We start from the raw sequence: 13,765 nt of genomic DNA on the forward strand, positions 1-13,765 counted from the left end.
TTCTGCGTCGGTGCTTCTGGATGTTCGGGCGTGGGCCCGATTACTTGATCAGGTAGATCGTGGCGAAAAGGCCGATCCAGACGACATCGACGAAGTGCCAGTAGTAGGACACGACGATGGCGGCGGTTGCCTGCTCGTGAGTGAACCTCCGAGCCGCGTAGGTGCGACCGAGGACCAGCAGGAAGGCGATGAGGCCGCCCGTCACATGCAGTCCGTGGAAGCCGGTGGTCAGGTAGAACACCGAGCCGTACGGGTCGGAGGAGAGCGAGAGCCCGTCCTTCGTGACCAGTTCGGTGTACTCGAAGACCTGACCGCCGATGAAGATCGCACCCATGATGAAGGTGACGATGAACCACATCCGGAGCTTCTTCACGTCCCCGCGCTCGGCGGCGAACACGCCGAGCTGGCAGGTCAGGGAGGAGAGCACCAGGATCGTGGTGTTCGTCGCCGAGAACGGAAGGTTCAGGCTGGACGCCATTTCCTTCCAGTGATCCGGCCCGGTCACCGATCGCAGGGTGAAGTACATCGCGAAGAGGGCCGCGAAGAACATCAGCTCGGAACTCAGCCAGATGATGGTTCCGACGCTGGTGAGGTTCGGCCGATTGACCGACGGGTGCGCGTGCCCGGTTTCTACTGTCGTTGCTGTCGCCACGACCGACATTATGTCGGTCGCTTATCCCGCCCTCACCCCGGGGGGTGCCGTTCGGAGTGTTGACGGGGTGTGTCCAGCCCGTATGGCCCATCGAAGCCCTGTCCGAACCGGTGCTGACGAGGTGTTCAAGGGAGTAGCATCCGCGCATCGGGCAGGGATGGATCAGCCCGACCGCTTCATGTCCGTACGACGCTGACGTCTCGGAGGAAGAATGCAGCCGACCGCCACGGTGCTGGTCTACAGCGACGACTCCAACACCCGCGCACAGGTGCGGCTCGCCACCGGGCGCAGGCCCGCCCCGGACGTTCCCGTCGTCGAGTTCATCGAGTGCGCGACGCCGGCCGCCGTCATCACGGAGCTGGACAAGGGCGGCATCGACGTCTGTGTGCTGGACGGCGAGGCGGTGCCCCTGGGCGGCATGGGCCTGTGCCGGCAGATCAAGGACGAGATCTTCAACTGCCCGCCCGCGCTGGTGCTCATCGGGCGCCCGCAGGACGCCTGGCTGGCCACCTGGAGCCGCGCCGACGCCGCGGTGACCCTGCCGGTCGATCCGGTGGAGTTCGCCGCCTCGCTGGCCGCTCTGCTGCGTCGCAAGAACCTTCTGAGCGCCTGAGAACCCGCGCCCCTCGCGGGGCGCGGCCTCACACACTCTCGGGGCGCAGCCTCGCGCGCTGGGCCGGGCTGGGTGCGTCCGGGGATCCGCCCACCAGGGCGCTGCCGGCACGCCAGTTCTTCCAGCCGAGGTTCCAGTCGCCGAAGCCGTTGCCGAACGGGTCCATCGTCTTGCCGTCGGAGTTGACGACCTTGACGATGTCGCCCTCGTTGAACGTGTCGAAGAACCATTCGGCGTTGCCGGTGCTCATTCCGGTGCAGCCGTGGCTGACGTTGGCGTACCCCTGGGAGCCGGTCGACCAGGGCGCGGCGTGCACGTACTCGCCGCTCCAGGTGACCCTCGTCGCGTAGTACACGGGCAGGTCGTAGGAGTCCGAACTCCCTTCGGCGATACCGATGCTGGTCCCGCGCATCCGTACGAAGTACTCCTTGCCGAGCACGACCTTGACGCCGTTGCGGGTGTCGAAGCCGGGCTTGCCGGTGGTGACAGGGATCTCCTTGATCACCTGGTCGTTGCGGTAGACCTTCATGGAGTGCGTGGCGGCGTCGGTCAGGGCGATCAGACGGTCGCCCGTGGTGATCTTCACAGCCTTGGCGTTGCCGCCCCACAGGCGCTCGCCGATCCTGACGCCGGCGAGGTTGCTGTGCGCCGTGATGGTGGCGTGGGTGGGCCAGTACTCCTTGGGGCGGTAGTGCAGCGTCTTGTCGTCCACCCAGTGCCACGTGCCGTCCACCGCGGGTGTGGAGTCGACCCGCAGGGCACGCTCGACGACCTTGCGGGCCGCCTTGTCCTTGACGGGGGCGCTGAGTTCGGCCGTGATGGGCTGGCCGACGCCGTACTTGCCCGCCTTGGGCCCGAATGTGACGTTGAGCAGCTTCTTGGCCTTGGGTGTGCTGGTGTCGAAGCCGATGACCTTGCGGCCGGGGGCGCCGTCCTCGTCCTCGGTGCTCACGCGCACGGTGTAGTGGGCGCCTGCGGCGAGGGGCGAGGTGCTGTGCCAGCGGCTGCCGTCGGCGGCCAGTTCGCCCGCGACATAGCGTCCTGACGCGTCCGTGGCGGTCACGTCGGTGATGCGCCCGTCATCACTCTCGGAGGTGATTTCCAGCGGCTTGTCGGGGTCGACCTTGCTCGACTTCTTGCTGTCTCCGGCGAGGCCCTTGAACGAGATCTGTCCCGCCGCGTCGTACGGCTTCGCCGAGAGCGGGTGGCCGTCGGAGCCGCAGGCGGTGGTGCCCGCGCCGAGGGCGACCACCAGCGCGGTGCAGCTGACGACCGTGCGGATTCGCGGTGAGTGGTTCATGAGCTCACGCTATGAACGCGCGTCAAGCACGGCGCGCCGAGTGAGCCGACTGAGGGACAAAAGTCGTGGCAAACGAGGGAGCCCGGACTCTCCTGACGGAGTGTCCGGGCTCCCGGGCGTTCAGCGCGTGCTACTGGGTGCGGTTCTCACCGTGGTAATACTCGAAGACCCAGCCCCACAGGCCGAGCACGATGAGCGGGGCCGAGAAGTACAGCAGCCACCAGCCGAAGACGACGGACGTGAAGGCGAGGGCTCCACCGACGCCGAGCGAGAGCGGCTGCCAGCTGTGCGGGCTGAAGAAGCCCACCTCGCCGGCCTCGTCCGCGACGTCGGCCTCCTTGTTGTCCTGCGCCAGCTGGTCGACCCGCCGGGCCGTGAAGGCCAGGTAGTAGCCGATCATCATGCTGAGGCCGAAGCCCATGAAGAGGGCCGTGGTGCCGGCCGGCTCCTTGGACCACACGCCGTAGACGATCCCCATGATGAGGATGAACACGGCCAGCCAGAGGAACATCTTGCCTTGGACCTTCACTTGCCGGCCTCCTTGCCACCAGCGAGGGACGCCGAACCGTGACCGGCGTTCTCGAGCTGGTCGAGAGCGGCGATCTCCGGGTGGTGCAGGTCGAACGCCGGGGATTCACTGCGGATCCGCGGCAGGGTGAGGAAGTTGTGCCGCGGCGGCGGGCACGAGGTCGCCCACTCCAGCGAACGGCCGTAGCCCCACGGGTCGTCGACCTCGACCTTCTTGCCGTACTTGGCCGTCTTCCACACGTTGTAGAGGAACGGCAGGATCGACAGGCCGAGCAGGAACGAGCTGATCGTCGAGATCGTGTTCAGCGTGGTGAAGCCGTCGGCCGCGAGGTAGTCCGCGTAACGACGCGGCATGCCCTCGGCACCCAGCCAGTGCTGCACCAGGAACGTGCCGTGGAAGCCGACGAACAGCGTCCAGAAGGTGATCTTGCCGAGACGCTCGTCGAGCATCTTGCCGGTCATCTTCGGCCACCAGAAGTGGAAGCCGGAGAACATCGCGAACACCACGGTGCCGAAGACCACGTAGTGGAAGTGCGCCACCACGAAGTACGAGTCGGACACGTGGAAGTCCATCGGCGGCGAGGCCAGGATGACGCCGGTCAGACCACCGAAGGTGAAGGTGATGAGGAAGCCGACGGCCCAGAGCATCGGTGTCTCGAAGGACAGCGAGCCCTTCCACATCGTTCCGATCCAGTTGAAGAACTTCACGCCGGTCGGTACGGCGATGAGGAACGTCATGAAGGAGAAGAACGGGAGCAGGACGCCACCGGTGACGTACATGTGGTGGGCCCACACGGTCACGGACAGACCGGCGATCGCGATGGTCGCGCCGATCAGGCCCATGTAACCGAACATCGGCTTGCGCGAGAACACCGGGAGGACTTCGGAGATGATTCCGAAGAACGGCAGGGCGATGATGTACACCTCTGGATGGCCGAAGAACCAGAAGAGGTGTTGCCACAGCAAGGCTCCGCCGTTAGCGGCGTCGAACACATGCGCACCGAATTTCCGATCCGCCTCCAGGGCGAACAGCGCCGCCGCGAGGACGGGGAAGGCCAGCAGCACCAGGACCGCGGTGAGCAGCACGTTCCACACGAAGATCGGCATACGGAACATCGTCATGCCGGGAGCGCGCATGCAGATGATCGTGGTGATGAAGTTGACCGCGCCGAGGATGGTGCCGAAGCCGGAGAAGGCCAGACCCATGATCCACATGTCGGCGCCGATGCCCGGCGAGCGGACCGCGTCCGACAGCGGGCTGTAGGCGAACCAGCCGAAGTCGGCCGCACCCTGCGGGGTGAGGAAGCCGCCGACCGCGAGCGTCGAGCCGAAGAGGTACAGCCAGTAGGCGAACATGTTCAGCCGCGGGAACGCCACGTCGGGCGCGCCGATCTGCAGCGGCATGATCCAGTTCGTGAAACCGGCGAACAGCGGCGTCGCGAACATCAGCAGCATGATCGTGCCGTGCATCGTGAACGCCTGGTTGAACTGCTCGTTCGACATGATCTGCTGTCCGGGACGCGCCAGCTCCGCACGCATCAGCAGCGCCATGACGCCACCGACGAGGAAGAACGCGAACGACGTCACCAGATACAGCGTGCCGATCGTCTTGTGGTCGGTGGTGGTGAGCCACTTGATCACTACGCTGCCGGGCTGCTTGCGCCTTACCGGCAGCTCGTTCTCGTACGAGTCTTCGGCTGCGGCGGCACCCTGGGGTTCATTGAGGATGCTCACAGGTTGTTCGTCTCCCGGTTCTTCTCGTGGCCCGTCTGCTCAATGCCGGCCGGGACGTAACCGGTCTGTCCCTTCGCCGCGAGCTCCTTGAGGTGGGCCTCGTAGCGCTCGGGGGAGACGACCTTCACGTTGAAGAGCATCCGGGAGTGGTCGACGCCGCACAGCTCGGCGCACTTGCCCATGAAGGTGCCCTCGTGGTTCGGGGTCACCTGGAACGAGTTGGTGTGGCCCGGGATGACGTCCTGCTTCATGAGGAACGGCACTACCCAGAAGGAGTGGATGACGTCACGCGAAGTGAGGACGAAGCGGACCGTCTTGCCCTCGGGGAGCCAGAGGGTCGGACCCGGGTTGCCCGTCTGCGGGTTCTTCGTGCCGGGGGTACCGACGTCGTAGACACCGCCGGCGTTCGCCGGGAAGTCCTTCTTGAACCGGTCCGGAATGGCGGCCAGGTTCGGGTCGGTCTTCGCGTTCCCGGAGGAACCGGGAACATCCGCGATGTAGTTGAAGCCCCAGCTCCACTGGAAGCCGACCACGTTGACCGTGACGTCGGGCTTCGGACTGAGGCTGAGGAGCTTCGTCTCGTCACGGGCGGTGAAGTAGAACAGCACCGAGACGATGATGAGCGGGACCACCGTGTACAGCGCCTCGATGGGCATGTTGTACCGGGTCTGCGGAGGAACTTCGACCTTGGTCCGGCTGCGCCGGTGGAAGACGACGCTCCACAGGATCAGGCCCCAGACCAGCACGCCCGTGGCGAGCGCGGCCGCCCACGAGCCCTGCCAGAGGGAGAGGATCCGCGGAGCCTCCTCCGTGACCGGGGTGGGCATACCAAGGCGGGGGAAGTCTTCCCAGTTGTACGAGCAACCAGTGGCTGTCGCCAGGACCAGGCCCGCAGTCATTGCCTGCAGCAGCTTCCGCCGCATCGGGCGCCGCGGCGTGGGGGTACCGCCCGCGCCCCCCAGGGCGTGGGGGAGGTCGGAGCCGTTGGGACTCACGTAGCGCCTTCCCGAGAGTCTCGCCCGCGCTGTTGGCTGCGGCCTTCTCGCTGGTCGGTCGCCGCCCTGCGTCGGGCAGGGGTTTGGATGTTTATGCGGACCAAACCCTACTGGACGCTATTTGGGGTCGCGCGGGGAGGGTGCCCAACGCGCCGCCCGACTCCCCGAAGGAGTGCTGTTTCGCCTACAAGGCGACGTCAGAGCACCTGGAATGCCCCGGTCCGGATGGCTTCTGACGCCCCCTTGGGAGCAGGGGCTAGCGTGGTGGCGTGTCCTACTTCGACGCCGCGTCCGCGGCTCCGCTGCACCCCGTCGCCCGACAGGCCCTGCAGGCCTCGCTCGACGAGGGATGGGCCGATCCCGCCCGTCTGTACCGGGAGGGCCGGCGGGCCCGGCTGCTCCTCGACGCGGCACGCGAGGCCGCGGCCGACGCCGTGGGCTGCCGCCCCGACGAACTGGCCTTCACCACCTCCGGCACCCGCGCGGTGCACTCCGGGATCGAGGGTGCCCTGGCGGGCCGGCGCCGCGTCGGACGCCACCTGATCGTGTCAGCCGTCGAACACTCGTCGGTCCTCCATTCGGCGGACGTCCACGAGGCGTCGGGCGGTGCGGTGACCCAGGTTCAGGTCGCCCGCTCGGGCAGGGTGTCCCCTTCTTCCTACGCCGCGGCCCTGCGCCCCGACACCGCGCTCGCCTGTCTGCAGTCCGCCAACCACGAGGTGGGCACGGAGCAACCGGTCGCCGAGGTGGCACAGATGTGCCGGGAGGCGGGGGTGCCCCTGCTGGTGGACGCGGCGCAGTCGCTGGGCTGGGGGCGGGTGGAGGGCGACTGGTCCCTGCTCGCGGCAAGTGCCCACAAATGGGGCGGCCCTTCGGGCGTCGGACTGCTCGTCGTACGCAAAGGGGTACGGTTCGCGCCCCAAGGCCCCGCGGACGAGCGGGAGTCGGGGCGGGCGGCCGGGTTCGAGAACATCCCGGCGATCGTGGCCGCGGCGGCGTCGCTGCGTGCCGTCCGCGCGGAGGCTGCCGTGGAAGCGGTACGGCTGCGCGAACTGACGGAGCGGATTCGCGTACGGGTCCCCGCGTTGGTGCCGGACGTCGAGGTGGTCGGTGACGCGGTCCGCCGGCTCCCGGGGATCGTCACCTTCTCCTGTCTCTATGTCGACGGGGAGACGCTGCTGCACGAGCTGGACCGGGCCGGTTTCTCGGTCTCCTCGGGCTCGTCCTGCACGAGCAGCACCCTCATTCCCAGCCATGTCCTCAAGGCCATGGGCGTCCTGAGCGAGGGCAATGTCCGGGTGTCGCTGCCACCCGGCACACCGGAGGAGGACGTCGACCGCTTCCTGTCGGTCCTCCCGGCCGCGGTCGCGGGGGTCCGCGAGAAGCTGGGCGCGCCGACGGCGGCGACGAAGACCCCCGCCTCGGTCGACTCTCTGGTGGTCAACGCGCTGGGCAGGCGCTGCCCGATCCCCGTCATCGAGCTCGCCAAGGTGATCGGGGACGTACCGGTCGGCGGTACGGTCCGCGTTCTCTCCGACGACGAGGCGGCCCGCCTCGACATCCCCGCGTGGTGCGAGATGCGGGGCCAGGAGTACGTCGGTGAGGAGCCGGCGGACAACGGCTCGGCCTATGTCGTCCGCCGGCTGTCCTGACACCTGTCCCTCGAACCGGGCCGCGAACTCACCCCGGGCGGGGCGGACTCCCGCCCCTGTCCGGGCACGTCGGACCCGGACCTCCGCCCGGCAGAGGTGGGCCCGGACCCTCGCCCGGAGGAGAGGATCCGGGCCCGGCCTTCGTCTAGGAGAGGTGGACCCGGACCTCGCCGGCGGCCTCGTGGCCGTACGCCTTGGTGAAGCGGTCCATGAAGTGGGCGCGGCTCAGCTGGTACTCCTGGGTGCCGACCGTCTCGATGACCAGGGTGGCGAGCATGCAGCCGACCTGGGCGGCGCGCTCGTGGGAGACGCCCCAGGCGAGACCGGAGAGGAAACCGGCCCGGAACGCGTCGCCGACGCCGGTCGGGTCCGCCTTGAGCTCCTCCTCCGGGCAGCCGACCTCGATCGGGTCCTCGCCGACGCGCTCGACGCGGACACCGCGCGAGCCGAGGGTGGTCACCCGGTGGCCGACCTTGGAGAGGATCTCCTGGTCGCTCCAGCCCGTCTTGGACTCGATGAGCCCCTTCTCGTACTCGTTCGAGAAGAGGTACGTCGCCCCGTCCAGCAGGACCCGGATCTCGTCGCCGTTCATGCGCGCGATCTGCTGCGAGAAGTCGGCGGCGAACGGGATCGAGCGGGATCGGCACTCCTCGGTGTGGCGGAGCATCCCCTCGGGGTCGTCGGCGCCGATCAGGACGAGGTCGAGACCGCCGACCCGGTCCGCGACGGCCTTGAGCTCGATGAGGCGGGCCTCGCTCATCGCGCCCGTGTAGAAGGACCCGATCTGGTTGTGGTCGGCGTCCGTGGTGCACACGAAGCGCGCGGTGTGCAGCACTTCGGAGATCCGGACGGAGTGGGTGTCGACGCCGTGCCGGTCCAGCCAGGCGCGGTACTCGTCGAAGTCGGAGCCCGCCGCCCCGACCAGGACCGGACGGGTACCGAGCTGGCCCATACCGAACGCGATGTTCGCGCCGACGCCTCCCCGGCGGACATCGAGGTTGTCGACCAGGAAGGAGAGGGAGACCGTGTGCAGCTGATCCGCGACCAGCTGGTCGGCGAAACGGCCGGGAAAGGTCATGAGGTGGTCGGTGGCGATGGAGCCGGTGACTGCGATACGCACGGCTAGGACACGCTCCTGCGAGGGGAGGGGATTGACAGTTAACGCTACCGGGTCCGCGCACGCGCTCTGAAGCAGCCAAAACTACCCGATAGTAGATCTTTCTTCGTGACGGCAACGGTGCATACGGTTCCGGTATGACGAACCTCAAGGTCCATGACACCGCTCCGCTCGGCCCGGTCAGCGACCTGGAAGGCGATCTGGCGTCGCTGCGCGGCGACTGCGCCCGGATGTCCGGCCACTGGTCGCCTCCCGCACCGGTCTCTTCCCTCCCCGTCTCCCCCTCACTCATCCACGGGGTGACGGTTCCGCCCACTTCCGCACGGCTGCTGGACGCGATGTCCGACTACGGCGACTGATCGGCCTCTCACCCGAGCGGCGCCGCCACATGGGTGAGAGGTCGGCGGCGCCGAACGGGTGAAGACGGAGTGCGCTCGCAGGGAACCGTGCGCTCCCCCGCTGCGTCCCATCGCTGTCCCCCGTAAAGGGGATGCGCTATACGACCCTGGAGAGCCCGTCATTGACAGGGCCGGGTCATGGGACAGCAGTGGAGCCGAAGGAGCGATGCGGTGAGCACCGAGCGACCCGACAACGACGCGACCGATCCCGTCGAGGGTCACGCCCGGCGTCCCGTCGAGGACGCCGTCGACAGCCCCGCCGAGGGCGCCGCGCGTCCCACCGAGGGGACTGTCGAAGGCTCCGCCGAGGGCGCAGTCGATCGTCCCACCGAGGGCGAGGCCGACCGCCCCGCCGAGGAGGCCGTCGAAGGCTCCGCCGAGGGGGCCGTTGAGGGCACCACCGAAGAGCACGCCGAGGGCTCCGTCACCGGTACCGCCGAAGACGCCGCCGAGAGCGTCCTCGAAGGCGGCGCCGAAGGGCACGCCGCAGGTCCGGCCGCAGGTCCGGCCGCAGGTCCGGCCGCAGGTCCGGCCGCAGGTCCGGCCGCAGGTCCGGCCGCAGGTCCGGCCGCAGGTCCGGCCGCAGGTCCGGCTGAAGACTCCGTCGAGAGTCCTGCCGAGAGCGCCGTCGGCGCGCACGCGGAGGGGCACGCCGAAGACACTGCCGTTGATCCCGGCGAAGGCGCCGCCGAGGGGACCGTCGAGCATTCCACCGCCGGGTCCGCCGAGGGCGTCGCCGAAGGGCTGGACAAGGACCCGCTCTCGGGTCGCGCCGAAGACGCCGCCGCCGGGAGCCATGTCGAAGGCGCCGTCGAAGAGCAGGCCGAGGGTCCCGTCGAAAGCACCGTCGAAGGGCGCGCCGAGAGTCCCGTCGTGGGTGGACTCGACGGTCACGGCGGGGGCAGCCTCGACGGTCCCGTCCCGGAGATCGTCGAAGGTCCCGTCGGGGGCGCCGGTCCGCGTGGGGCGCGCCGTCGGCACACCCCGGCGGCGGTCGCCTCGGTCGTCGCCGCGGTGCTGCTCATCGGCGGCGGCGGAGCGTACTTCGCCGCGACCGCGTCCGGCGGCGGCCGTTCCGGTACGCCCGGCGGCGACGCCACTCCCCCGCCGCTCGTCCTCGACGGCTACTCCGGGACCACCACGAGCAGCGGGTCCACGGGCGGTACCGCCGGCATCGCGCCCGGCGAGCCCAACCCCTACGGCGCGACCTACCACGCGGACGGCCGGCTCCCGGCAGGACCGGGCTCGGCGCATGTCCACTGGGCGGAGGGCAGGGTGACCCGGGCCGAGGTGGCCCGGCTCGCGAAGGCCCTGGACCTGGCGGGCACCCCGCGGCTGGTCGGGGACGCCTGGACGGTCGGCTCCGTCAAGGACGGCTCCGAGCCGAACCTGCGGGTGAACGTGAACGCACCAGGGACCTGGACGTTCAGCTCGGTCCTTCCGGGGACCGACAACTGCCCCAAGGGCAAGCCGTGTCGGCCCATCGGCTCCGGCTCGCTGTCCCAGTTCGCGCCGGACCCGGTGAGTGAGGCGGCCGCCAAGAAGGCGGCGGCGCCCGTGCTGAAGGCCGTCGGCCAGGACGACGCGAAGCTGGACGCGAGCCAGCTCATGGGCCAGGTGCGGGTGGTGAACGCCGACCCGGTGGTGGGCGGACTGCCCACGTACGGGTGGACGACCGGCCTCCGGATCAGCGTGGAGGGTCATGTCATCGGCGGCAGCGGCCAGTTGAAGGAGCCGGTGGAGGGGGACGCGTACCCGGTCGTCGGCGCGCGGAAGACGCTGGACCTGATGAACGAGTCGGCGTCGGGGGCGGGCGACGGGCGCATGGGTATCGGCGGCTGCGCCAGCCCCGTACCGCTGAAGGACCGGGACGAGATGCCGTGCGAGCATCCGACCGCGGCACTGAAGCCGGAGGCGGTGGAAGTCGAGAGGGCCACCTTCGGACTGGCGGCGCAGCGCGCGAACAGGCGGCAGGTACTGGTGCCGTCCTGGCTGTTCGAGGTGCGGTCGCCCGGCGCGGACGACACCTACACGGTGACGCATCCGGCGGTCGACCCGAGGTTCCTGGCCTCACCGGCAGCGCCGGCGCAGCCGAGCCCGGCTCCGACCACGCCGCGGGACGAGCCGTCCGCACCGGCGGCCACCCGTGACGTCGACGTCCAGGGCTACACCGCGGAGGGCAAGGATCTGACGGTCAGCTTCAGCGGCGGGGTGTGCTCCGACTACACGGCGTCGGCGAGCGAGAGCTCCGGCAGGGTCACCGTGACCGTGACGGAGAAGCCCTGGAAGGACAGCGTCTGCATCCTGATCGCCAAGATCTACGAGCGGACCGTGCACCTGGACGAGCCGCTCGGCGACCGGAAGGTCGTGGGGACGGACGGCGAGGCGATCCACGAGGGGCGCTTCGACCTGTCCGGGGCGTCCGGAGCGACGTCCGCGGGGCCCCGGTAGCGGCCACCCGGTCCCGGATACGCGAAGGCGGCGTCCCCGTCGGAGGGGGACGCCGCCTTCGTCCGTACTCGGCGTGTGCGTACGCGTTGGGCCGGAGCCGTGAGCCGCGGGCTCGGCTCAGTGGCAGTCGGAGCCGGCCGAACCGGGCCCGGTCGCTCCCGGGCCCGCCGGTCCCGGACCTAGCTGAAGGAGTCGCCGCAGGCGCAGGAGCCCGTCGCGTTCGGGTTGTCGATCGTGAAGCCCTGCTTCTCGATGGTGTCCACGAAGTCGATCGAGGCGCCGCCCAGGTACGGGGCGCTCATGCGGTCGGTGACGACCTTCACACCGTCGAAGTCCTTGAGGACATCGCCGTCGAGCGAGCGCTCGTCGAAGAAGAGCTGGTACCGCAGGCCGGAGCAGCCGCCGGGCTGAACGGCGACGCGCAGTGCCAGATCCTCGCGGCCTTCCTGGTCGAGCAGGGCCTTGACCTTGGCCGCGGCGGCGTCGGACAGGATGATGCCGTCGCTCACGGTGGTGGTCTCGTCCGATACGGACATCTGCTTCTCTCCCGGGTTGTACGGAGACTGCTTGCCGACGGTTGCAACCGGCGGGGCCGCGGATTCATTCCGGGCCGAGCTCATGTCTTGTGCCTTCTCTCTTCATGCTCGCACATACGCCTGCGCACGAACACCGGCTTGTGGACAACCCCACGGTCACCCGGGTGTCACCCGCCGGAGAGGCGATCGGGATTCACGTCACATGGACGCTATGGCCATCGTCAACGTGACGTGAAGCGGTTATGATAGATAGCGTCAATTCGACGAAAAGGCATCGTTCCGCCGGGCCCGCTCCCTTACGAGCCCGGCGAGCCGCAGAACAGAAAGGGTGCGTGTCGTGACCACCGCCCAGACCCAGGACCTCGACGTACAGCCGACGCCCCTCGCCCTGCTGCTGCTCGGCCGCCAGGCCGACCCGAAGAGCGAGCGGGGCGTCGAGTGCCCCGGCGACCTGCCCTCGCCGTCCGACCCGGACCTGGTCGAGCGCGCGCGTGCGGCCAAGGAGAAGCTCGGCGACAAGGTCTTCGTGCTCGGCCACCACTACCAGCGCGACGAGGTCATCCAGTTCGCGGACGTCACGGGTGACTCCTTCAAGCTGGCCCGGGACGCGGCGGCCCGTCCGGAGGCCGAGTACATCGTCTTCTGCGGTGTGCACTTCATGGCGGAGTCCGCCGACATCCTCACCGGCGACGCTCAGAAGGTCGTCCTGCCGGACCTCGCCGCGGGCTGCTCGATGGCCGACATGGCCACCGCCGAGCAGGTCGCCGAGTGCTGGGACGTGCTGACCGAGGCCGGCATCGCCGACCGGGTCGTGCCCGTCTCGTACATGAACTCGTCCGCGGACATCAAGGCGTTCACCGGCAGGCACGGCGGCACGATCTGCACGTCGTCGAACGCCCAGCGGGCCCTGGAGTGGGCCTTCGAGCAGGGCTCGCAGGTGCTGTTCCTGCCCGACCAGCACCTCGGCCGCAACACCGCCGTCCGCGACCTGGGCATGTCCCTGGACGACTGCGTGCTCTACAACCCGCACAAGCCGAACGGCGGGCTGACCGCGGAGCAGCTGCGCGACGCGAAGATGATCCTGTGGCGCGGCCACTGCTCGGTGCACGGCCGCTTCAGCGTGGACTCGGTGAACGACGTGCGCGAGCGCATCCCCGGCGTCAACGTCCTCGTGCACCCCGAGTGCAAGCACGAGGTCGTCGCGGCGGCGGACTACGTCGGTTCAACGGAGTACATCATCAACGCCCTGGAGGCCGCCCCGGCCGGCTCCAAGTGGGCCATCGGCACGGAGCTGAACCTCGTACGGCGCCTCGCGAACCGTTTCGCGTCCGAGGACAAGGAGATCGTCTTCCTCGACAAGACGGTCTGCTTCTGCTCGACGATGAACCGCATCGACCTGCCGCACCTGGTGTGGACCCTGGAGTCCCTCGCCGAGGGCAACCTCGTCAACCGCATCGAGGTCGACAAGGAGACCGAGACGTTCGCGAAGCTGGCGCTGGAGCGGATGCTGGCGCTGCCGTAGACCCTGCCTCAGGCGTGAACGCCGTAGAACCGCGGCAAGGGGCGCCCCTCGTGACGAGGGGCGCCCCTTTTCGATGACCGTCAGCAGTGATGACCGTCAGCAGTAGAGGTTGGCGCCGGGTGTGACGCCGAGGATCGATGTGAAGCGCTGGTAGGCGTCCACGCGGCTCTGCACCTGTGCGGGGTTCCTGCCGTCGCACTCCAGCGAGCCGTTGATGCTGCGGATGGTCTGTCCGAATCCGGCGATGTTGACCATCGCGTTGTGCGG

The 13,765-nt window shown here is 68.9% G+C and carries 13 protein-coding genes; 5 read left to right on the plus strand and 8 right to left on the minus strand.

Features of this window, described 5'->3' with window-relative positions; all coding sequences use genetic code 11:
* Positions 1 to 40: 40 nt before the first annotated feature.
* The gene (locus ABZX90_RS38155) at positions 41 to 661 is read right to left on the minus strand and encodes a heme-copper oxidase subunit III (protein ID WP_261706947.1); all 621 of its coding nucleotides are present in this window, start codon (positions 659 to 661) and stop codon (positions 41 to 43) included.
* A gap of 202 nt (positions 662 to 863) precedes the next feature.
* On the opposite strand from ABZX90_RS38155, the gene ABZX90_RS38160 reads away from it, so the two are divergent.
* Positions 864 to 1,265 carry a hypothetical protein gene (locus ABZX90_RS38160; protein ID WP_351131694.1) on the plus strand — a complete coding sequence of 134 codons (402 nt, stop codon included), beginning with the start codon at positions 864 to 866 and terminating at the stop codon, positions 1,263 to 1,265.
* A gap of 28 nt (positions 1,266 to 1,293) precedes the next feature.
* Here the strand turns inward: ABZX90_RS38160 and ABZX90_RS38165 are convergent, their stop codons facing one another.
* From ABZX90_RS38165 to coxB, 4 genes are all read right to left on the minus strand, one after another.
* Positions 1,294 to 2,565 carry an Ig-like domain-containing protein gene (locus tag ABZX90_RS38165; RefSeq protein WP_351131692.1) on the minus strand — a complete coding sequence of 424 codons (1,272 nt, stop codon included), beginning with the start codon at positions 2,563 to 2,565 and terminating at the stop codon, positions 1,294 to 1,296.
* A 130-nt stretch (positions 2,566 to 2,695) separates the two neighbouring features.
* On the minus strand, positions 2,696 to 3,094 hold the full coding sequence (locus ABZX90_RS38170) for a cytochrome c oxidase subunit 4 (RefSeq protein ID WP_328555964.1): 399 nt from the start codon (positions 3,092 to 3,094) through the stop codon (positions 2,696 to 2,698).
* Entirely contained in the window at positions 3,091 to 4,827 is a 1,737-nt protein-coding gene (gene ctaD, locus ABZX90_RS38175) for a cytochrome c oxidase subunit I (RefSeq protein WP_355212837.1), read from the minus strand. Before ctaD ends, ABZX90_RS38170 begins: the two co-directional genes overlap by 4 nt.
* Complete coding sequence (coxB, locus tag ABZX90_RS38180; RefSeq protein WP_351131772.1) at positions 4,824 to 5,750, minus strand: cytochrome c oxidase subunit II; 927 nt, start codon at positions 5,748 to 5,750, stop codon at positions 4,824 to 4,826. The genes ctaD and coxB overlap by 4 nt, the downstream gene beginning before the upstream one ends.
* A 341-nt stretch (positions 5,751 to 6,091) precedes the next feature.
* On the opposite strand from coxB, the gene ABZX90_RS38185 reads away from it, so the two are divergent.
* The gene (locus tag ABZX90_RS38185) at positions 6,092 to 7,474 is read left to right on the plus strand and encodes an aminotransferase class V-fold PLP-dependent enzyme (protein WP_351131686.1); all 1,383 of its coding nucleotides are present in this window, start codon (positions 6,092 to 6,094) and stop codon (positions 7,472 to 7,474) included.
* 145 nt (positions 7,475 to 7,619) lie between these two features.
* Here the strand turns inward: ABZX90_RS38185 and ABZX90_RS38190 are convergent, their stop codons facing one another.
* A complete protein-coding gene (locus tag ABZX90_RS38190; protein WP_351131684.1) occupies positions 7,620 to 8,594 on the minus strand; it encodes a carbohydrate kinase family protein in 975 nt (324 codons plus the stop codon).
* Positions 8,595 to 8,728: 134 nt separating this feature from the next.
* Here ABZX90_RS38190 and ABZX90_RS38195 point away from each other — a divergent pair, with 134 nt between their 5' ends.
* Together ABZX90_RS38195 and ABZX90_RS38200 are read left to right on the plus strand one after the other, a co-directional pair.
* Positions 8,729 to 8,950 carry a hypothetical protein gene (locus tag ABZX90_RS38195; protein ID WP_355212840.1) on the plus strand — a complete coding sequence of 74 codons (222 nt, stop codon included), beginning with the start codon at positions 8,729 to 8,731 and terminating at the stop codon, positions 8,948 to 8,950.
* Positions 8,951 to 9,160: 210 nt separating this feature from the next.
* Entirely contained in the window at positions 9,161 to 11,440 is a 2,280-nt protein-coding gene (locus ABZX90_RS38200) for a hypothetical protein (RefSeq protein WP_355212842.1), read from the plus strand.
* Between the two features lie 179 nt (positions 11,441 to 11,619).
* Here ABZX90_RS38200 and ABZX90_RS38205 read toward each other — a convergent pair whose 3' ends face one another.
* The gene (locus tag ABZX90_RS38205) at positions 11,620 to 11,976 is read right to left on the minus strand and encodes an iron-sulfur cluster assembly accessory protein (RefSeq protein WP_261706957.1); all 357 of its coding nucleotides are present in this window, start codon (positions 11,974 to 11,976) and stop codon (positions 11,620 to 11,622) included.
* Between the two features lie 337 nt (positions 11,977 to 12,313).
* Here ABZX90_RS38205 and nadA point away from each other — a divergent pair, with 337 nt between their 5' ends.
* Complete coding sequence (gene nadA / locus ABZX90_RS38210; protein WP_351131676.1) at positions 12,314 to 13,498, plus strand: quinolinate synthase NadA; 1,185 nt, start codon at positions 12,314 to 12,316, stop codon at positions 13,496 to 13,498.
* A 96-nt stretch (positions 13,499 to 13,594) separates the two neighbouring features.
* Here nadA and ABZX90_RS38215 read toward each other — a convergent pair.
* On the minus strand, positions 13,595 to 13,765 hold a 171-nt coding region (locus ABZX90_RS38215; RefSeq protein WP_355205910.1), incomplete at its 5' end, for a glycoside hydrolase family 19 protein.

Source organism: Streptomyces sp. NPDC002935, from assembly GCF_040611295.1.
GTDB lineage: Bacteria > Actinomycetota > Actinomycetes > Streptomycetales > Streptomycetaceae > Streptomyces.